The organism is Streptomyces sp. NPDC002793 (assembly GCF_040295485.1).
Taxonomy (GTDB): Bacteria; Actinomycetota; Actinomycetes; order Streptomycetales; family Streptomycetaceae; genus Streptomyces.
This window is the reverse complement of record NZ_JBEOVL010000003.1, coordinates 96,063-115,637: the sequence shown is the minus strand read 5'-3', so window position 1 is coordinate 115,637 and position 19,575 is coordinate 96,063. Positions and strand designations below refer to the sequence as shown.

General features: G+C 70.6%; 17 protein-coding genes. 8 read left to right on the top strand and 9 right to left on the bottom strand.

The window, feature by feature from the left end; all coding sequences use genetic code 11:
• Nucleotides 1–7: 7 nt before the first annotated feature.
• From ABT001_RS03765 to ABT001_RS03750, 4 genes are all read right to left on the bottom strand, one after another.
• Nucleotides 8–1,762 carry an NAD+ synthase gene (locus tag ABT001_RS03765; RefSeq protein WP_351271841.1) on the bottom strand — a complete coding sequence of 585 codons (1,755 nt, stop codon included), beginning with the start codon at nucleotides 1,760–1,762 and terminating at the stop codon, nucleotides 8–10.
• A gap of 106 nt (nucleotides 1,763–1,868) precedes the next feature.
• The gene (locus ABT001_RS03760; protein WP_351271838.1) at nucleotides 1,869–2,294 is read right to left on the bottom strand and encodes a CBS domain-containing protein; all 426 of its coding nucleotides are present in this window, start codon (nucleotides 2,292–2,294) and stop codon (nucleotides 1,869–1,871) included.
• 122 nt (nucleotides 2,295–2,416) lie between these two features.
• A complete protein-coding gene (locus ABT001_RS03755; protein ID WP_351271835.1) occupies nucleotides 2,417–3,139 on the bottom strand; it encodes a DUF305 domain-containing protein in 723 nt (240 codons plus the stop codon).
• Nucleotides 3,136–3,810 (bottom strand): thioredoxin-like domain-containing protein, encoded by a 675-nt coding sequence (locus ABT001_RS03750; RefSeq protein ID WP_351271832.1) that lies wholly within the window; start codon nucleotides 3,808–3,810, stop codon nucleotides 3,136–3,138. Before ABT001_RS03750 ends, ABT001_RS03755 begins: the two co-directional genes overlap by 4 nt.
• Before the next feature lie 244 nt (nucleotides 3,811–4,054).
• Here ABT001_RS03750 and glnA2 point away from each other — a divergent pair, with 244 nt between their 5' ends.
• From glnA2 to ABT001_RS03735, 3 genes are all read left to right on the top strand, one after another.
• A complete protein-coding gene (gene glnA2, locus ABT001_RS03745) occupies nucleotides 4,055–5,416 on the top strand; it encodes a gamma-glutamylpolyamine synthetase GlnA2 (RefSeq protein WP_351271829.1) in 1,362 nt (453 codons plus the stop codon).
• A 427-nt stretch (nucleotides 5,417–5,843) separates the two neighbouring features.
• Nucleotides 5,844–6,689 carry a hypothetical protein gene (locus tag ABT001_RS03740; RefSeq protein WP_351271826.1) on the top strand — a complete coding sequence of 282 codons (846 nt, stop codon included), beginning with the start codon at nucleotides 5,844–5,846 and terminating at the stop codon, nucleotides 6,687–6,689.
• Nucleotides 6,690–6,931: 242 nt separating this feature from the next.
• On the top strand, nucleotides 6,932–7,147 hold the full coding sequence (locus ABT001_RS03735) for a DUF6243 family protein (protein ID WP_351271823.1): 216 nt from the start codon (nucleotides 6,932–6,934) through the stop codon (nucleotides 7,145–7,147).
• Between the two features lie 74 nt (nucleotides 7,148–7,221).
• On the opposite strand, the gene ABT001_RS03730 is transcribed toward ABT001_RS03735, so the two are convergent.
• Nucleotides 7,222–8,475 (bottom strand): MFS transporter, encoded by a 1,254-nt coding sequence (locus ABT001_RS03730; RefSeq protein ID WP_351271820.1) that lies wholly within the window; start codon nucleotides 8,473–8,475, stop codon nucleotides 7,222–7,224.
• Nucleotides 8,476–8,569: 94 nt separating this feature from the next.
• Nucleotides 8,570–9,163 (bottom strand): acyl-CoA-like ligand-binding transcription factor, encoded by a 594-nt coding sequence (locus ABT001_RS03725; protein ID WP_351271817.1) that lies wholly within the window; start codon nucleotides 9,161–9,163, stop codon nucleotides 8,570–8,572.
• Nucleotides 9,164–9,410: 247 nt separating this feature from the next.
• Here ABT001_RS03725 and ABT001_RS03720 point away from each other — a divergent pair, with 247 nt between their 5' ends.
• A complete protein-coding gene (locus ABT001_RS03720; RefSeq protein WP_351271814.1) occupies nucleotides 9,411–10,214 on the top strand; it encodes a putative protein N(5)-glutamine methyltransferase in 804 nt (267 codons plus the stop codon).
• Between the two features lie 26 nt (nucleotides 10,215–10,240).
• Here the strand turns inward: ABT001_RS03720 and ABT001_RS03715 are convergent, their stop codons facing one another.
• Nucleotides 10,241–10,765, bottom strand: coding sequence for a pyridoxamine 5'-phosphate oxidase family protein (locus ABT001_RS03715; protein WP_351271811.1), 525 nt, complete (start codon nucleotides 10,763–10,765; stop codon nucleotides 10,241–10,243).
• Between the two features lie 156 nt (nucleotides 10,766–10,921).
• Between ABT001_RS03715 and ABT001_RS03710 the strand changes: the two genes are divergently transcribed.
• Nucleotides 10,922–13,918 carry a bifunctional [glutamine synthetase] adenylyltransferase/[glutamine synthetase]-adenylyl-L-tyrosine phosphorylase gene (locus tag ABT001_RS03710; protein WP_351271808.1) on the top strand — a complete coding sequence of 999 codons (2,997 nt, stop codon included), beginning with the start codon at nucleotides 10,922–10,924 and terminating at the stop codon, nucleotides 13,916–13,918.
• Here ABT001_RS03710 and ABT001_RS03705 read toward each other — a convergent pair.
• Together ABT001_RS03705 and ABT001_RS03700 are read right to left on the bottom strand one after the other, a co-directional pair.
• Nucleotides 13,900–14,850: a phosphatase PAP2 family protein gene (locus ABT001_RS03705; RefSeq protein ID WP_502967414.1), complete on the bottom strand. Its 951-nt coding sequence runs from the start codon at nucleotides 14,848–14,850 to the stop codon at nucleotides 13,900–13,902. The two genes, ABT001_RS03710 and ABT001_RS03705, sit on opposite strands and share 19 nt — an antisense overlap.
• Nucleotides 14,851–14,940: 90 nt before the next feature.
• Nucleotides 14,941–15,984, bottom strand: coding sequence for a LacI family DNA-binding transcriptional regulator (locus ABT001_RS03700; RefSeq protein ID WP_351271802.1), 1,044 nt, complete (start codon nucleotides 15,982–15,984; stop codon nucleotides 14,941–14,943).
• 360 nt (nucleotides 15,985–16,344) lie between these two features.
• On the opposite strand from ABT001_RS03700, the gene ABT001_RS03695 reads away from it, so the two are divergent.
• The 3 genes from ABT001_RS03695 to ABT001_RS03685 are packed head-to-tail and all read left to right on the top strand — an operon-like array spanning nucleotide 16,345 to nucleotide 19,538.
• Nucleotides 16,345–17,616 (top strand): extracellular solute-binding protein, encoded by a 1,272-nt coding sequence (locus tag ABT001_RS03695; RefSeq protein ID WP_351271799.1) that lies wholly within the window; start codon nucleotides 16,345–16,347, stop codon nucleotides 17,614–17,616.
• 21 nt (nucleotides 17,617–17,637) lie between these two features.
• A complete protein-coding gene (locus ABT001_RS03690; protein WP_351271796.1) occupies nucleotides 17,638–18,654 on the top strand; it encodes a carbohydrate ABC transporter permease in 1,017 nt (338 codons plus the stop codon).
• The gene (locus ABT001_RS03685) at nucleotides 18,648–19,538 is read left to right on the top strand and encodes a sugar ABC transporter permease (protein ID WP_502967419.1); all 891 of its coding nucleotides are present in this window, start codon (nucleotides 18,648–18,650) and stop codon (nucleotides 19,536–19,538) included. The genes ABT001_RS03690 and ABT001_RS03685 overlap by 7 nt, the downstream gene beginning before the upstream one ends.
• The last annotated feature ends 37 nt before the right edge of the window (nucleotides 19,539–19,575 follow it).

Here is a 19,575-nt window from a genome sequence, read left to right as displayed (position 1 = left end):
GTACCGGTCAGCTCGACTCGCGCCAGTGGTTCGTGATCGGCAGCCTGCGGTCCTTGCCGAAGCCCTTCGGCGAGATCTTCGTGCCCGGCGGGTACTGCCGCCGCTTGTACTCCGCCGTGTCCACCATCCGCAGCGTCCTCGCCACCAGGGCCTCGTCGAAGCCGGCCGCCACGATCGCGTCGCGGCCCTGGTCCCGGTCGACGTACAGCTCCAGGATCCGGTCCAGCACGTCGTAGTCCGGCAGCGAGTCCGTGTCCACCTGGTCCGGGCGCAGTTCGGCGCTCGGCGGCTTGCTGATGGACGTCTCCGGGATCGGAGGGGTCTGCCCGCGATCCTCGGCGGCGCGGTTGCGCCACCGCGCGAGACGGAAGACCGACGTCTTGTACACGTCCTTGATCGGCCCGTAGGCGCCGACGGAGTCCCCGTAGAGCGTCGAATAGCCCACCGCCAGCTCGGACTTGTTGCCCGGCGCCAGCACGATCCGGCCCTCCTGGTTGGAGACCGCCATCAGCATCGTGCCGCGCAGCCGGGACTGGAGGTTCTCCTCGGCCAGCCCGGTGAGCCCCAGCGAGCCCATGTACGCGTCGAACATCGGCTCGATCGGTACGGTGCGGAAGTTCAGCCCCGTGCGCCGGGCCAGCTCGGCCGCGTCGTCCCTGGAGTGGTCCGAGGAGTACTTCGACGGCATCGAGATGCCGTACACGTGCTCGGCCCCCAGCGCGTCGCAGGCGATCGCCGCGACGAGCGCCGAGTCGATGCCGCCGGAGAGCCCGATCAGGACACTCCCGAAACCGTTCTTCGCGGCGTACGCGCGCAGGCCCACGACCAGCGCCGAGTACAGCTCCTCGTCGTCGTCGAGCCGCTCCGCGTACCCACCGGCGTACTCCGGCTCGTAGGCGGGGAGCGGCGCCTCGCTCAGGACCACGTGGTCGATCCGCAGACCGTCGTCGACGACCCCGGACGGCGCCTCGGCCGCCCCGGCCGGCAGGTCCAGGTCGAGGATCACGCTGCCCTCGGCGAACTGGGGCGCACGGGCGATGACTTCGCCGTCCCGGTCGACGACGATCGAGTCCCCGTCGAAGACCAGCTCGTCCTGGCCGCCGATCATGGCCAGGTACGCCGTCGTACAGCCGGCCTCCCGGGCGCGCCGACGGACCAGCTCCAGTCGTGTGTCGTCCTTGTCGCGCTCGTACGGGGAGGCGTTGATCGACAGCAGCAGTCCGGCGCCCGCCGCGCGGGCGGCCGGGACGCGGCCGCCGTCCTGCCAGAGGTCCTCGCAGATCGCGAGCGCCACATCGACGCCGTGCACCCGTACGACGGGCATCGTGTCACCCGGCACGAAGTACCGGAACTCGTCGAAGACGCCGTAGTTGGGCAGGTGGTGCTTGGCGAAGGTCAGCGCGACCTGCCCCCGGTGCAGGACGGCTGCGGCGTTGCGCGGGGATCCCGCGGGCTGTCCGTAACGCGGTGCCGGGTGCTCCGAGCGGTCGAGATGGCCCACGACGACGGGCAGTTCCCCGAAGCCCTCGTCGGCGAGGCGGGCGGCTAGGGCGCGGAGCGCGGTCCGCGAGGCCTCCACGAAGGAGGAGCGCAGGGCCAGGTCCTCGACGGGGTACCCGGTCAGCACCATCTCGGGGAACGCCACCAGGTGGGCGCCCTGCTCCGCGGCGTGCCGCGTCCAGTGGACGATCGACTCGGAGTTGCCGGTCAGGTCACCGACGGTCGCGTCGATCTGATTGAGTGCGAGACGTAGTTGAGGCACCCGGCCAGTCTAATCGTCTGACTGACGCGATGTCCCGGAGTCTCCCCGCCCGGAAGCGGCGGACCGCCCCCGGACGGGGACGGAACGGCGGGCACCGGCCGTGGGCTCAGGCGCGTGCGTAGACCTTCTCCGCCCAGCCGGCGACCTGCGCGTCCGAGAGGTGCAGCGCCAGATCGGCCTCGCTGATCATGCCGATCAGCTTCTTGTCCTCGACGACCGGGAGCCTGCGGATGCGGTGGCCCTGCATCTCCTCCAGCACCGCGTCGACGTCCGCCGTCGACTCGATCCAGCGCGGGGTGCCGTCGCAGAGCTCGCCCGCCGTGACCCTCGACGGATCGTGGCCCGCCGCCACGCACTTGATCACGATGTCGCGGTCGGTGATGATCCCGACCATCCGGTCCTGCTCGCCGTCGGCGGAGACGGGGAGCGCCCCCACCTCGTGGTCCCGCATCATCTGAGCGGCGCGGTCGAGCGTTTCATGGGCGGGGATCCAGTGGGCCCCGGTGTGCATGATGTCCTTGGCCGTCGTCATGGGTTGCCTCCTGCGTGCCGATGGGCACTGCTGTACGGCCCCGAGTCCTTCCATCGTCGGGGGCCCGCCCGGCGCACGCGAACGCTGTCACCCGTTCGGGCGTACGCCGGGGCGGCCCGCCCTCAGGGACGGGGCGTGGCTCCCCGCGCCGCGAGCATGTCCGCCATCAGGTCCAGCTCGGCCTGCTGGGCCTCCACCATGCCCTGGGCCAGGCGCTTCTCCACGGGCACGGTGCACCGCTCGACGCATCCACGGGCCATCGCGACGCCGCCCTCGTGGTGGTCGGTCATCAGCCGCAGGAAGAGGATCTCGGCCTGTTCGCCGTCGGCCGCACGGAGTCGCTTCAGCTCGGTCCTGGTCGCCATGCCGGGCATGAAGGCCCCGTCACGGTCGGCGTCCTCCGTCGCGCCGTGCGTGTCGTGGCCGCTGGGGCCGCCGTGACCGCCGTGGCCGTCGTCGTCGTGACCGTCCTGGGAGTCCGACATCCATGCCATCGGCCCCTGCCCTTCGGGCGCCGTCTTCGGCAGCTCCCACAGGTCCAGCCAGCCGAGCAGCATGCCCCGCTGGTTGGCCTGCGTGTTGGCGATGTCGTAGGCGAGCCGCCGTACGCCCTCGTCCTCAGTCACGTCCCGCACGAGGAAGGACATCTCCACGGCCTGCTGGTGGTGGACGGCCATGTCCCGCGCGAAGCCGGCGTCCGCCGACCCGGCGGCAGGCGTACGGGGCCCGGGCGCGGCCCCGTCGTCCCGCGCGGCGGCGACCGTCGCCGCGCCGGCGAAAAGCAGGGCGAGGCCCACGGCGGTACCCGCCACCCACCGGGTGCGACGGGCCGACGCGGGGCTCACCCGTCGATCCCGCCGGTGCAGGGCGCACCCGGTTCGGGAGTCTGCGCGCCCTGGACGTACTTCGCGAAGAACCGTGCCACCCGCGGGTCGTCCGCGCCGTCCACGGTGACCTGCTTGCCCCAGGCGCTCAACATGATCGCCCCGGCCTGTCCCTCGTACGGGGACATCAGCGAGAACGGGGTGCTCCTGACCCGGGACGAGAGCGCGTCGACATCGGCGCCGGACGCCTTGCCGTTGTACGTCACCCAGACCGCGCCGTGCTCCAGGGAGTGCACGGCGTTGACGTCGGGGACGGCCTTTTCGTATACGACGCCGTCGCAGTTCAGCCAGGCCGGATTGTGGTTCCCGCCGACCGGGGGCCGCATCGGGTACGTCACGCCGGTCTCGACGTGCTCGCGGGTCAGCAGCTTCGCGTCCCACGTCTTCTCGCCCGCGATCGGCTCGGCGGCGAGCTTCCCCTCCTCCTGCTCGGTCTGCTTGGAGTCCTGCGCCTCGCTCTCCTGCGTCCGCTCCTTCGCCTCGGACTTCTCCAGGAGCATGTAGGTGCCGAATCCCAGCAGTCCGGCGACCACGACGGCGCTCAGTCCTATGGCGAGGACCTGGTTGCGGCGGCCGCGCGCACGGTCGGTGTCGCGCGTCCGGTCCATCTGGGTCCTGGGGTCGAAGCTCATGACGTCGGGTCCTTCTGCCAAGGGGTCGGGAGGGACGGGAGCGGAGCGGAAAACCGGGGTGCGGAGGGCCGTGGCCGAGCGGCTGCGGCCCTTGCACACCATGGGCGCCGATCGTAGTGGGTGGCCGCGTGCTCTCTCTCACACCGTGTGCGTAATCTGGGTGAAATCCCGGGTCGTGATACTGAGGTGTCCCCCCTACCCCGGGCGGTGGTGCACGGACCGTCTGAACTGCAAGGATGTGGCTATGGACAAGCAGCAGGAATTCGTCCTCAGGACCCTTGAGGAGCGCGACATCCGCTTCGTACGGCTGTGGTTCACCGATGTCCTCGGTTACCTCAAGTCCGTCGCCGTGGCCCCGGCCGAGCTCGAACAGGCCTTCGATGAAGGCATCGGCTTCGACGGCTCCGCGATCGAGGGCTTCGCCCGTGTGTACGAGTCGGACATGATCGCCAAGCCGGACCCCGCCACGTTCCAGATCCTCCCGTGGCGCGCGGAGGCCCCGGGGACGGCACGCATGTTCTGCGACATCCTGATGCCCGACGGCTCGCCGTCCTTCGCGGACCCGCGCTTCGTCCTCAAGCGCATCCTCGCGAAGACCTCCGACCTGGGCTTCACCTTCTACACCCACCCGGAGATCGAGTTCTTCCTGCTGAAGAACAAGCCGGTCGACGGCAGCCGCCCCACCCCGGCCGACAGCTCCGGCTACTTCGACCACACCCCGCAGAACGTCGGCATGGACTTCCGCCGCCAGGCGATCACCATGCTCGAATCGATGGGCATCTCCGTCGAGTTCAGCCACCACGAGGGCGCCCCCGGCCAGCAGGAGATCGACCTCCGCTACGCCGACGCGCTCTCCACGGCCGACAACATCATGACCTTCCGCCTGGTCATGAAGCAGGTCGCGCTGGAGCAGGGCGTGCAGGCCACCTTCATGCCGAAGCCGTTCTCGGAGTACCCGGGCTCGGGCATGCACACCCACCTCTCCCTCTTCGAGGGCGACCGCAACGCCTTCTACGAGTCGGGCGCCGAGTACCAGCTCTCCAAGGTGGGCCGCTCCTTCATCGCGGGCCTGCTCAAGCACGCCGCGGAGATCTCCGCCGTCACCAACCAGTGGGTCAACTCCTACAAGCGCATCTGGGGCGGCTCCAGCCGCTCCGCCGGCGCGGGCGGCGAGGCCCCCTCGTACATCTGCTGGGGCCACAACAACCGCTCCGCGCTGATCCGCGTCCCGATGTACAAGCCCGGCAAGACCGGCTCGGCCCGCGTCGAGGTCCGTTCCATCGACTCCGGCGCCAACCCCTACCTGACGTACGCGGTGCTGCTCGCCGCCGGCCTCAAGGGCATCGAGGAGGGCTACGAGCTCCCGGCCGGCGCCGACGACGACGTCTGGGCCCTCTCCGACTCGGAACGCCGCGCGATGGGCATCGAGCCGCTGCCGCAGAACCTGGGCGAGGCGATCTCGCTGATGGAGAAGAGCGAGCTGGTCGCCGAGACGCTGGGCGAGCACGTCTTCGACTTCTTCCTCCGCAACAAGAAGCAGGAGTGGGAGGAGTACCGCAGCGAGGTCACGGCCTTCGAGCTGAAGAACCTGCTGCCGGTGCTGTAGGCGCAGGTCGGTGGCTCACGCGGCCCCGAGTGGGCGGGGCGCCCGGTCCTGCGGAGGCGCCCCGCCCGTAGTCATGATCAGGTGTGGGCCGTCTCCGGGCCGTCAGGTCGGCGGCGGCGGCCCAGGTCGGCCTCGGGCGAGGTGACCAGCCGCAGCCGCGAGGTCTGCACGCTCCGTGTGACTTCCTCGGCAAGGCGCCCCGACTGCGCACCCAACCGCTTCAGGACACACCTCCGAAGTCCCGGAGGGAACACGTGCCCCCAGGGCTGCCCTCCCGTACCTCGTCCATTCACCGGTACCGCCCTATGTTCGGGAGATCGACCGGAAGGACGGGAAGGGCGTGCGCGAGCAACGGAGAGCCTCGAGGGCGCAGACGACGCGGACGGCGCCGCAGGCCGCCGCCAGGCGTGGGGCACCCCTCACCGGCGTGGCTGCGCTGCAGCAGCGCGCGGGGAACGCGGCGGCGACTCGCTGGGTACAGCGCCAGAGGGGGGCCCTGAACGAGCACTACGCCGCAAGGCCCACGGAGCACCCCGAGTGGGGGCCGTACCAGAAACTGACAAAGGCCGCGGGCATACCCCAAGGCGATGCGGAGGACGCCTGGCAACTCCTGCTCGGCGGGATCGACTCACAGGGCGCGCTGAACGATGAGGCCACGGCGAGAACGAGTGACCGCCAGGAGCAGCGCGAGATCCGTGCGACGAACACCTGGTACCAGGAGTTCGTCAAGCTCGTGACCAAGCATCTGGAGATCAGGACGCCGACCATGGCCCTGTGGGCCGGCGGCATCGAGGTCAACGACTACGCGCACGAGAAGGGCCACACACCGCTGGCGCAGACCCGGATCGGGAGTGTGCTCAACGTCCTGGAACTGCATCCGGACTGGAAGCTGACAGGGCCCATGTGGAGCATTCTGTCCAAGGCCTTCGTGTCCCTCGCCACCGGCCCCGTGCACATCTTCGTGCGGGCCTACGCTCCCGACTCCATCCTCATCAGGCTGGAAGTCCCGGAGCTCCAACTGGTCCAGCGGCTGAACCCGGACGTGCAACTGATCTGGCACCCCGTGTACACCGGTCCGGACGGGCGGACGATGGAGATCTCCGAAGACTGCGAACTCGTCGACAACGCGGAGTACGACGGGCGCGACAAGTGTGTGAGCACCCTCATCCGCTACCTCAGGTTCTTCCACGACAAGAGCAACGCCAAAGCCGCCCCCGCCCACAAAAGCATGGAGCAGCTGCTCGTCGCGAACGGCCACAAGGACGGCGTCTGAAACGGCAGCCCGCCGCGACGTCCTCGCCGGGCCGACGGGAGTCGCACCGCCGGCCCGAAGCCGTGCCGGGGTGGGGCAGGGGCTGGTGTGCGGAGCCGACGGAACCGGGTAACGTCGTCGTCATTCCAGGCGACGATTCACGAGTGAGAGCGTGATGGGCCGCTGTCGACGTCCTTCGATGTCGCCGCCCGTCCCCCGCCGGTGAATCCGTAGACCACTTCGCATCATTACCGGGAGAACCCGTGACCGTGAGCAAGAACATCAACAACCCCGTCGGCATGGGCGGCGGCCAGCGCAAGAGGCTGTCCCGCGCCGAACGGCAGAACAACGGCCCGCACCGCAACCTCGACCGTGAGAGCGCGGCCGGCCGGAAGGCGGAGCTGGTGCGCAAGATGCGCGAGAAGGCGGGCGCGGCCGAGGGCACCGGACAGACGGGCGACGACACCGCACAGAGCTGAGCACCGCCGCCGCGGGGCGGCACCGTACCGGGCAGGGCCCGGACCGTGACACGCGGTGCCGCCCGTAGCCGTCCTCAGTCGCGGCCGGCCGTCCGGGCGTCGTTCCTGGGCGCCCCGGGCACCGGCGCCTTCGCGGGGCGCACCTCCGGTGGGGTGGCGCGGCGGGGGCCGACGGCCGGGGTGAGGAAGACGGCGACGACGACGAAGGCCAGCACGAGGATCATGGCGGAGCGCAGCCCGTAGTGGTCGCCGAGGAAGCCGAGGCCAGGGGGGCCGACGAGGAAGGCGACGTAGCCGATCATCGCCACCAGGCTGACGCGAGCTGCCGAGTCGGGGCCGGAGTCGCCCGCCGCGGACAGGGCGACGGGGAAGCCGAGCGAGGCCCCCAGGCCCCAGAAGAGCACCGCGGCACCGGCGACCACGGGGGAGTCGGAGAAGATGACCAGGGTCAGGCCGACGGCCGCGGACAGCGCGCTGGCCCGGACGACCGGGGCGCGGCCGAAGCGGTCGATGAAGAAGCCGCCGCCGAAGCGGCCGATCGTCATCGCGGCGGCGAAGCCCGCGTAGACGGCCGAGCCCAGGGCCGCGTCCACGCCGTGGCCGTCGACCATGAGCAGCGGCAGCCAGTCGTTGGCGGCGCCCTCCGCCAGCGCCATGGCGAGGATGACGCCGCCGATCAGCAGCAGCCGCTTGTCCTTCCACACCGCTGCCCGGGCCGGAGCCGGGCCGCCGTCGGCCGACCTGGCGCCCCGGGTCCTGCCGACCCCGGCGGGGATGGCGCGGACGGCGTACACGAACATGGCGGCCGTGACGACGGCCACGGCGCCCAGGTGCCACTGCACCGGGAACTCGACGGCGGTGCACAGGATGCCGATCACCGCGCCCACGACCGTGCCGAGGCTGAAGAAGCCGTGCAGGGTGGGCATGACCGTCCGGCCGATGATCTGCTCGACCTCGGCGCCGTCGATGTTGACCGCGACCTCACCGCCGCCCATGCCGGTGCCGAAGAGGAACAGCCCGGCCGTGACGACGGGTGCCGAGGAGAGCAGGGTCCCGCAGCCGATGACCACGATGCTGACGACGACCAGCGTCGTCCCCACGCCCATGACCGGCCGGGTGCCGAACCGTGCCACCAGTGCCCCGGAGCCGAGGATCCCGAGCATGGAGCCGACGGAAAGGCCGAAGAGGACGAGCCCCATCTCGGCCGTGGAAGCGCCAAGTTGGTCCCTGATGTCGGGGGTCCGCGTCACCCAGGAGGAGACCGCCAAGCCGGGTATGAGGAAGAAGAGGAACAACGCCGTCCGGCGGCGACGGGTGGCCAGGTCCATCAGATACGTCTTTCACGAGAACGGTGCGCGAGCGCGAGTATGTACGAACGTACACTTCCGGGTGGGGCAGAGGAAGAGCCCCTTGGGCCGACGCTCAGTCGAAGCTCCGCGCCATCTCGTCGAGAACCTCGCCGATCACCTCGCCGGGACTCCGGGCCAGGTCCTCCTCGATCCACATGCGCATCGCGATCCGCAGGGCGGAGAGGAACGCGGCCGCCAGGACCGGCGGGCGGACCGGGCCGTTCCTGGGGCCGGGGTGCACGGCTATCGCGTCCGCCAGGTCCCGCTCCAGCGCCGCGTGGTCGGCGAGCTGACGGGCCAGGAGCGAGGGGTGGCTCAGCGCCAGCCTCGTGCGGACGGCCCACTCCCGTTCAGGCGGGGCCACCACGCGTTCCGGGAAACCCGCCACAGCGGCCCGCAGCGCCGTCCAGGCAGGCTCCTCGGCCGGCCGCTCCCGGACCGCCCGGACCAGCGAACCGATCAACTGCTCCTCACCGTGGAGGAGGGCGTCCTCCTTGTCGGTGAAGTAGTTGGAGAACGTTCTGCGGGAGATGCCGGCCGCGTCGGCCACCGCCTCCACCGTCACGTGGTCGAAGCCGTGCTCGACGGTCAGCCGCAACGTCGCTTCGTGTACGGCCTGCCGGGTGGCCGCCTTCTTGCGTTCCCGCAGTCCCACAGGGCTTTCCATGGTGGCATTGTCCAACGCGAGGAATAAACTTGCACGTTGGGCAAAATTCCACAAAACGTCGCCGCACGGTGCGCCGGCGTCTCCGGCCCGGTCGGGTAGTGTGACCCGTCCCGAGACCGGGACCGACCCAGGAGGTGAGACCCATTACCGCTTCAGCAGGCTGGGCGCTCACCCCTCGCCGTCGTGTGGCCGGCCAGGCCTGAGCGATCGCGGAGCGCCCATCGGTTCACCCGAAAGGCTCCGCACCGTGCAGGAATTCGCCCCACCGCTCACCTTCTCCGCGCTCGTCACCGCTCTTCGTGCCGCCGGCTGTGTCTTCGCCGAGGACGAGGCGGAACTCCTCCTCTCCTCGGCGTCCGACCCCACCGCGCTCGCCACCATGCTGGAACGCCGGGCAGCCGGCCTCCCGCTTGAACACGTGCTCGGCTGGGCCGAGTTCTGCGGGCTGCGGATCGCGGTCGGCCCCGGTGTGTTCGTGCCCCGGCGGCGTACGGAATTCCTCGTCGCGCAGGCGGCGGCCCTGGTGCCGCGGCAGGCGGCGTCCGCCCCGGCGGTCGTGATCGACCTCTGCTGCGGCTCCGGGGCGCTGGGTGCGGCGCTGGCCTCCTCGCTGGACGGCGTCGAACTCCACGCCGCCGACATCGAACCGGCCGCCGTGCGCTGCGCCCGGCGCAATGTGGGCGGACTCGGAACGGTCTACGAGGGCGACCTCTTCGCGCCCCTGCCCCGCTCCCTGCGCGGGCGGGTCGACGTCCTGCTCGCCAACGTGCCCTACGTACCGACCGAGGACGTCGAACTGCTGCCCGCCGAGGCGCGGGTCCACGAGCCGCGCGTCGCGCTCGACGGAGGAGGCGACGGCCTCGACGTGCTGCGGCGCGTCGTCGCCGAGGCGACCGACTGGCTGGCCCCGGGCGGCAGCCTGCTGATCGAGACGAGCGAACGGCAGGCCGCGCGCGCCGAGGAGACGGTGGGGAGCCGAGGGCTCGTCGCACGCGTCGTCGCCTGCGAGGAGTCGTACGCCACCGTCGTCATCGGGACCAGACCCCGGTAGCCGAGGGGAAGGCTGCCGGGTCACGCTCAGGCGAAGCGCCAGCGCGTCTGCCCGTACGGGTCGCCCTTCGCGAAGCCGAAGGCCGTGCGGGGGGTCACCGCGAAGACCTCGGCGCGGCCGCCCGCGCCGTTGGAGAACATCCCGTCCGTGACGCCGAAGTGCCACTCGGCGCCGTACTTCTCCTCCCAGGCCTCGGCCAGCGCGATCAGCCGCCGTTCGTCCGTCACCCGGGCGGCCCGGCCCTCGACCACCACGTCGAACCCCTCGCGCAGCGTGTTGACCCCCGTGGTCAGGACGACCTCCGGATGGGCGGCCAGATTGCGCGCCTTGCGTTCCGAGGGGCCCGTGCAGAAGTGCAGCGCGCCGTCCGACCAGAGGCCGATCAGCGGGGTGACGTGCGGGCGGCCGTCGGGGCGGACCGTGGACAGCCAGTACAGCTCGGCGCCCTCCAGCAGCGTGACCGCCTCCGCCCACGGGCGTGCGGCGGCTCCCTCGCTGCTGTAGTGCGGGTCCAGCGCGGTCTCGGGAAGGGCGGTGTTCTCGGGTGGCATGGCGGGCCTCCTGGGGCGGTGAAGCGGCGGGTGCGGTCATTTCGTCGATCGTGCCTCTGGAGTGGGGACTCCGCCGCCGCACCGGAATCATCGGTGCGGGGCTAGGCTCGGAGGGCGGATAGGCGCGATCGGGGATCGGCGGGCAGGAGATGCGGGATGACGACGGTGCCGGGACGCAGGAGCAGTACGTTCACACGCTTGCTGCGGCACGGTTTCACCGCCCCGTCCGCCGCCGAACGGCTGCTGGACCTGCCCGAGCTCTCCTCCGTGCGGGCCGATCCGGTCCTCTTCGAGGCCCTCGGGGCGACGGCCGACCCCGACCTGGCCCTGAACAGCCTCGTCCGGCTCGTCGAGGCCGAGGAGGCCGATGAGCGGCAGGTCCTGCTGGACACGCTCATCACGGCCAAGCCGCTGCGGGACCGGCTCCTGGGGGTCCTCGGCGCCTCCGAGGCGCTCGGAGACCACCTGGCCCGGCATCCGCGTGACTGGCAGGCGCTGGTCACGTACGAGGCAACCGATCTGCACCCCGGGGTCGCCGAGTTCGAGCGCATGCTCGGCGACGCCGTCGACCCGGACTCGCTGCGGGTCGCCTACCGCAGGTCACTGCTGTCGATAGCGGCCCGCGACGTCTGCGGGACGACCGACGTCGCCGAGGTGGCCGCCGAGCTCGCCGACCTCGCGACGGCGACGCTGCGGGCCGCGCTGGACATCGCCCGGGTCGCCGCGCCCTCCGACGCGGCACAGTGCCGGCTCGCGGTTGTCGCGATGGGCAAGTGCGGCGGACACGAGCTGAACTACGTGTCCGACGTCGACGTGATCTTCGTCGCCGAGCCCATCGAGGGCGCGGAGGAGAGCGGCGCACTGCAGGCGGCCACCCGGCTCGCCGCCCATCTGATGCGGATCTGCTCCGACACCACCGTCGAGGGCACCATCTGGCCCGTCGACGCCAACCTGCGTCCCGAGGGCCGCAACGGGCCCCTGGTACGGACCCTGTCCTCGCACCTCGCCTACTACCAGCGCTGGGCCAAGACCTGGGAGTTCCAGGCGCTCCTCAAGGCCCGGCCGGTCGCCGGTGACCCCGAGCTGGGCGCCGACTACGTCGCGGCCGTGTCACCGCTCGTCTGGCAGGCCGCCGACCGGGAGAACTTCGTCGGCGACGTACAGAAGATGCGCCGCCGCGTCGTCGACAACATCCCCGTCGACCGGGTCGACCGTGAGATCAAGCTCGGCCCCGGCGGGCTCCGGGACGTCGAATTCGCCGTACAGCTGCTCCAGCTCGTCCATGGCCGCAGTGACAGCACGCTGCACTCGGGTTCCACGCTGGAGGCCCTGCGGGCCCTCGCCGACGGCGGGTACGTCGGGCGGGCGGACGCCGCGCAGCTGGACGAGGCGTACCGCTTCCTGCGGGCCATGGAGCACCGCATCCAGCTCTACCGCCTGCGCCGCACCCACCTGGTCCCGGAGGACGAGGCCGACCTGCGCAGGCTGGGGCGCTCCCTGGGGCTGCGTACGGACCCGGTCGGTGAGCTCAACAGGGCGTGGCGGCGGCACGCGTCCGTCGTGCGGCGGCTGCACGAGAAGCTCTTCTACCGGCCGCTCCTGGACGCGGTCGCCCAGCTCGCGCCCGGCGAGAGCAGGCTCAGTGCCAGGGCCGCCGTCGTCCGGCTGGAGGCCCTCGGTTACGCCGATCCCACGGCGGCGCTGCGGCATCTGGAGGCCCTGTCGTCGGGGGTCTCCCGCAAGGCCGCCATCCAGCGCACGCTGCTGCCGGTGCTGCTCGGCTGGTTCGCCGACTCCGCGGATCCGGACGCGGGGCTGCTCGGTTTCCGCCAGGTGTCCGACGCGCTCGGCAAGACCCCCTGGTATCTGCGGCTCCTGCGCGACGAGGGCGCCGCGGCCGAGAACCTCGCCCGGGTGCTGTCCGCCGGCCGGCTCGCCCCCGACCTGCTGATGCGCGCCCCGGAGGCCGTCGCCATCCTCGGCGACCCGGAAGGGCTGAAGCCACGCGGCCGGGACCACCTGGAGCAGGAGGTGCTGGCCGCCGTCGGCCGCGCCCCGGGGGCCGAGGCGGCCGTCGCGGTGGCGCGCGGGGTACGGCGGCGGGAGCTGTTCCGCACGACGGCGGCCGACCTCATCGGCTCGTACGGCACCGAGGACAACCCGGCGGAGACGGACCCGGGCGCCCTCGTCGACCGGGTCGGCTCCGCCGTCACCGACCTGAACGCCGCCACGCTCTCCGGGGCGCTGCGCGCCGCCGTGCGCGAGCGGTGGGGCGACACCCTGCCGACCCGGTTCGCGGTCATCGGCATGGGCCGCTTCGGCGGCCACGAGCTGGGCTACGGCTCGGACGCCGACGTCCTGTTCGTGCACCGGCCCCGGGAGGGCGTCAGCGACGAGGAGGCCGCCAGGGCCGCGAACACGGTCGTCGCGGAGATGCGCCGGCTGCTGGAGCTGCCGACCGCCGACCCGCCCCTCCTCATCGACGCCGACCTGCGGCCGGAGGGGAAGACCGGGCCCCTGGCCCGCACCCTGAAGTCGTACGAGGCCTACTACCGGCGCTGGGGGCTGGTCTGGGAGAGCCAGGCGCTGCTGCGCGCCGATCCGATGGCGGGGGACGAGGAGCTGGGCCGCGCCTTCGTCGAGCTCGTCGACCCCCTGCGGTACCCGGTGGAAGGGCTGGGGGACGACGCCGTCCGGGAGATCCGGCGGCTCAAGGCACGGATGGAGTCCGAGCGCATGCCGCGCGGGGCCGACCCGACGCTCCACACCAAGCTGGGGCGCGGCGGGCTGAGCGATGTCGAGTGGACCGTGCAGCTGATCCAGATGCAGCACGGCTGGGCCGAACCGGGCCTGCGCACCTCGCGCACCCGGCAGGCGCTGGCGGCGGCGTGCGCGGCGGAGCTGATCCCGGCGGAGGAAGCGCGGACGCTGGACGAGGCGTGGGTGCTGGCCTCGCGGGTGCGTAACGCCGTGATGCTGGTGCGGGGGCGGCCGGGCGACACGTTCCCCTCGAACCCGCGTGAGCTGACGGCCGTGGGGCGCTACCTGGGCTACGAGCCGGGGCACGTCGGGGACATGCTGGAGGACTACCGGCGGATCACCCGGCGGGCCCGGGCGGTGGTGGAGGAGCGGTTCTACGGCTCCGTCGGCTGAGGCGGCCCGTCGGCCGGGGCAGCGCCGCCGGCCGGGGTCCGCGCCCCCGGTGGCCGGTGCGGGGCGCGGGCCGTCCCCGGAGACCGCACCTGTTGCGGCAGACGGTGCGGCAGCGAGCCGTACCAGGCGTAGGAGAGGGCGATGCCGAGCGCCAGGCAGGCCGCTCCGCCCACGGCGTCCAGCCAGAAGTGGTTCGCCGTCGCCACGATGACGACGAGCGTGGCCACCGGGTAGAGCGCGCCCAGGATCTTCGCCCAGGGGGCGGTCGCCAGCGCGCAAATGGTCAGACCGCACCACAGGGACCAGCCGATGTGCATCGACGGCATCGCCGCGTACTGGTTCGACATGTGCTTGAAGTTGCCCGAGGCCATCGAGCCCCACGTCTGGTGCAGCAGGACGGTGTCGATGAAGCCCCCGCCGTTCATCAGCCGGGGCGGCGCCAGCGGGAAGACGTAGTAACCGAGCAGGGCCACCGCCGTGGTGGCGAACAGGATCAGACGGGTGGCGGCGTAGCGGCCCGGATGGCTGCGGAACAGCCAGATCAGCACACCGATGGTCACGACGAAGTGCAGGGTCGCGTAGTAGTAGTTCATCGACACGATCAGCCATGTCACCGAATTGACGGCTTGGTTGACCGCCTCCTCGAAGGCGAGCCCCACGCTGTGTTCGAGGGACCAGATCCGGTTGGCGTTCCGCAGGGCCGCGGCCTTCTGCTCGGGCACGGCGTTGCGCACCAGCGAGTAGAGCCAGTAACTGACCGCGATCAGCAGGATCTCGAACCAGAGGCGCGGGCGGCGCGGCGAGCGCAGCGAGCGGAGTGAGACGTGGGCGCGCATGCGGGTCAGGGTGATCGCTTTCGTGGAACCGGACGCTTCTGTTCCGTCCGCGACGGGTGACGGGGTGGCCGCCGTGCGGTCTTCCTGTGTGGTCACAAGCGATTCACCCATAGGCGCAGAGTCTGCCAGATACGTCCCCTCCGCCCGATGATCCTCCGGTCGGGGGCCGACCGCACATCCAGTACTTTACCGACGGGTGCCGGCCGCCGGAGAGGGGCCCGGGCCGGAGGCCGTCGATCCGCGTACCACCAGTTCGGGCATGAACACGAACTCGCTGTGCGGAGCGGGCGTGCCGCCGATCTCCTCCAGCAGGGTGCGCACGGCGGCCTGGCCCATCGCCGTCACCGGCTGCCTGATCGTCGTCAGCGGAGGATCGGTGAACGCTATGAGGGGCGAGTCGTCGTACCCGACCACCGAGAGGTCGCGCGGCACCTCCTTCGACAGCCTGCGGGCCGCCCGGATCGCGCCGAGCGCCATCATGTCGCTCGCGCACACCACCGCGGTGCAGCCGCGCTCCATCAGCGCCGAGGCAGCCGCCTGGCCGCCCTCCAGCGTGTACAGGGAGTGCTGGATCAGCTCCTCCACCGCGTCGGCGGTGAGATCCAGCTGCTCCCGCATCGTGGCGTGGAAGCCCTCGATCTTGCGGAGCACCGGGACGAAGCGCTTGGGGCCGACCGCGAGTCCGATGCGCTGGTGCCCGAGCGCCACGAGGTGCGTCACCGCGAGCCGCATGGCCGCCCGGTCGTCGGGGGAGATGAACGGCGCCTGCACCTTGGGGGAGAAGCCGTTGACCAGCACGAAGGGGACGCCCTGGGCCCGCAGTTGTTCGTAGCGGCCCATGTCGGCGGAGGTGTCGGCGTGCAGCCCGGAGACGAAGATGATGCCCGAGACCCCACGGTCGACGAGCATTTCGGTGAGCTCGTCCTCGGTGGAGCCGCCAGGGGTCTGGGTCGCCAGCACCGGTGTGTAGCCCTGCCTGGTGAGCGCCTGGCCGATGACCTGCGCGAGCGCGGGGAAGATCGGGTTCTCCAGCTCGGGCGTGATCAGGCCTACCAGCCCGGCACTGCGCCGGCGCAGCCGGACGGGGCGTTCGTATCCGAGGACGTCGAGCGCCGCGAGGACGGATTCACGGGTGGCCGCCGCGACACCGGGCTTGCCGTTCAGTACTCGGCTGACCGTCGCTTCGCTGACCCCCGCCTGAGTTGCGATATCGGCAAGCCGTGCGGTCATGGCACTGGACTGTACCGGGCGCCTGTCGGATTGCCCACCATGCGCGGAATCCAGGCGCTCCACCTCGGCGGACGCCGCCCGACAGCGGTCGCTCGGCAATATCTTGCAAGTCCTTGCGGGCGTTCCATGGCGGTCCCGGTCTGATCGTCATACCGCCCTCAGGGCGCCTCTGGCCAGGCGTGGGCAGGGTGTGAGCGCTTCCGTCAAGAGGCTTGACGGCAACCTTGCGGACACGCCAATGTAACGATCAGCAGAGCTTGCAGAAATCTTCCGCAAACTCTTTCGGTCGTCTTTCATCCTTGTTACGTTCACGTCGACCCGGCGCCGCGACGGAGCGGTACGGCAGTTGAAGGAGTTCAGATGCGACGTGGCATAACGGCCACCGCCCTGGTCGCGACCCTGGCGCTCGCGGCGACCGCTTGCGGAAGCGACGACGGGACCGGCGGCGGCAAGAGCTCGGGTGAGCTCTCCGGCACGGTGACGTGGTGGGACACCTCGAACGTCGGCAGCGAGGACAAGGTCTTCAAGAAGATCGCCGAGGGCTTCGAGAAGAAGCACCCGAAGGTCGACGTCAAGTACGTCAACGTCCCCTTCGGCGAGGCGCAGAACAAGTTCAAGAACGCCGCCCAGGCCGGTTCCGGTGCCCCCGACGTCATCCGCTCCGAGGTGGCCTGGACCCCCGAGTTCGCGGACCTCGGCTACCTCGCCCCGCTGGACGGCACCACGGCGCTGAAGAACCAGGACGACTTCCTCAAGCAGGCGGCCGCGTCCACGAAGTACAAGGGCAAGACGTACGCCGTCCCGCAGGTCATCGACTCGATGGGCATCTTCTACAACAAGAAGATGTTCGCGGACGCCGGCGTCGAGCCGCCCGCGACGATCGCCGACCTGAAGACGGTCGCCGAGAAGATCAAGGACAAGACCGGCAAGACCGGTCTCTACCTGCGCGGCGACGACTCGTACTACTTCCTCTCCTTCCTCTACGGCGAGGGCGGCGACCTGGTCGACGCCGACGCGAAGACCGTCACCGTGGACAACGCCGCAGGCGTCAAGGCGTACGGCGTCGTGAAGGACCTCGTCGACTCCGGGGCGGCCAAGACCGACGCCACGGACGGCTGGGAGAACATGATGCAGTCGTTCAAGAACGGCGACGTCGCCATGATGATCAACGGTCCCTGGGCCGTGGCCGACACCCTCACCGGCAAGGAGTTCACCGACAAGGCGAACCTGGGCATCTCCACGGTGCCGGCCGGCTCCGCCGCTCAGGGCGCCCCGCAGGGCGGCCACAACCTCGGCGTCTACGCGGGCTCCGCGAACCTCGACGCCTCCTACGCCTTCGTCGACTACATGACCTCGGTCGAGTCCCAGGCGCAGACCGCCGGTGAGCTGAACCTGCTGCCGACCCGCACCTCCGCGTACTCCAAGAAGGAGGCGGTGGACAGCGAGATCGTCCAGTTCTTCAAGCCCGTCGTCGAGACCGCGGTCGAGCGTCCCTGGATCCCGGAGACCGGCAGCCTCTTCGCCCCGCTGAACATCGAGTACACCAAGGTCCTCACCGGCCAGACCACGCCGGAGAAGGCCGCCGAGGCGACCGGCGACTCCTACCGCAAGCTCCTCAAGGGCTGGAAGTAGCCCAGGAAGGCAGGCCGACTGATGGCTGTCCACACCAGCCAGTCGGTGGCGAAGGCCGCGGGCGACGACGTCGCCCGCGGCCGGAGCCGCGGCACTGGCAACCCCCCGCCACCGAGCAGACTCCGGCGCGCCCTGTCGGTCCACTGGTACGCCTGGACCATGGTCGCCCCGGTCGTGCTCGTGATCGGCGTGATCATCGGCTACCCGCTGGTCCGCGGTATCTGGCTGTCCCTGACCGACGCCAACGAGCGCAACGTCGCCCGGTCCATCGGCGTCAACGAGATGCCCGCCACCTACGAGTTCGTGGGCCTGGACAACTACGCCGACGCCCTGACCGGCACCCAGTTCCTCGGCACGCTGGGCTGGACGCTGGTGTGGACGGTCTCCTGTGTGACCATCACCTTCTGCCTGGGCATGGCCCTCGCCAACATCCTCAACCGCAGGATCGTCGGCCGCTCCGCCTACCGCATGGCCCTGATCCTGCCCTGGGCCATCCCCGGCTTCGTCTCGGTCTTCGCCTGGCGCTTCCTCTACAACGAGAAGTTCGGCCTGCTCAACAAGATCCTCGGCGGCGCCGGGATCGACGGCGTCCCGTGGCTGAACGACCCCACCTGGGCCAAGTTCTCCGTCATCGCCGTCAACGTCTGGCTCGGCGTGCCGTTCATGATGGTCGCCCTGCTCGGCGGGCTCCAGTCGATCCCCTCGGAGCAGTACGAGGCCGCGGAGATGGACGGCGCCACCGCCTGGCAGCGCTTCCGCCACGTCACGCTCCCCGGACTGCGCCCGGTGTCCACCACGGTGGTCCTGCTCTCCACCATCTGGACCTTCAACATGTTCCCGGTGATCTTCCTGCTGACCCGCGGCGGACCCGGTGAGGCCACCCAGATCCTGGTCACCCAGGCGTACAAATTCTCCTTCGAGATCAGCCCGCGCGACTTCGCGCAGTCCTCCACCTGGGGCGTACTGATCCTCGTACTCCTGATGCTCTTCGCCATGGTGTACCGGCGAGTGCTCCGCACGCAGGGAGACAACTGGTGACCACCGTCACGGCGGCCCCCGCCACCCCCGTCAAGCAGGACACCCGCAAGGTCCGCAAGCGCGGCGACCGTTCGCCGGCCGCCTCCGTGGCCCTGCACCTCACCCTGATCGTCATGTCGGTGATCGCGGTCTTCCCGGTGCTCTGGGTCCTGCTGACCTCGCTGAAGCCCGCGCAGTACGCGTCGACCACCGACTTCTTCAAAGAGACGACGTTCGAGAACTACACCAACCTGATCAAGGACACCGAGTTCCTGAGCTGGTTCGGCAACTCCGTGATCGTCGCGGGACTCTCCACCGTCATCGGCGTCTTCGTCTCCGCCACCACCGGCTACGCCGTCAGCCGCTTCCGTTTCCCCGGCAAGCGCGGGCTGATGTGGACCCTGCTGGTCACCCAGATGTTCCCGGTGGCCGTCCTCATCGTGCCGATCTACAACATCATGTCGACGATGGGCCTGCTCAACCAGCCGGCCGGGCTCGTCATCACCTACCTCACCATCTCGGTGCCCTTCTGCGCCTGGATGATGAAGGGCTTCTTCGACACGATCCCGCGCGAGATCGACGAGTCGGGACAGGTCGACGGACTCACCCCGTTCGGCACGTTCTGGCGGCTCATCCTGCCGCTCGCCAAGCCCGGCCTCGCCGTCACCGCCTTCTACTCCTTCATCACCGCCTGGGGCGAAGTGGCGTACGCCTCCGCGTTCATGGTCGGTGACGAGAACCTCACGCTCGCCGGCGGACTGCAGAAGTTCGTCAACCAGTACGGGGCCCAGTGGGGCCCGATGACCGCGGCGTCCGTGCTCATCGCCATCCCGGCCGCACTGGTCTTCCTCTTCGCGCAGAAGCACCTGGTCACCGGCATGTCCGCCGGAGCCGTCAAGGGCTGACAGTCCCGCACGACCGTACGACCGCACCCGTCACGGC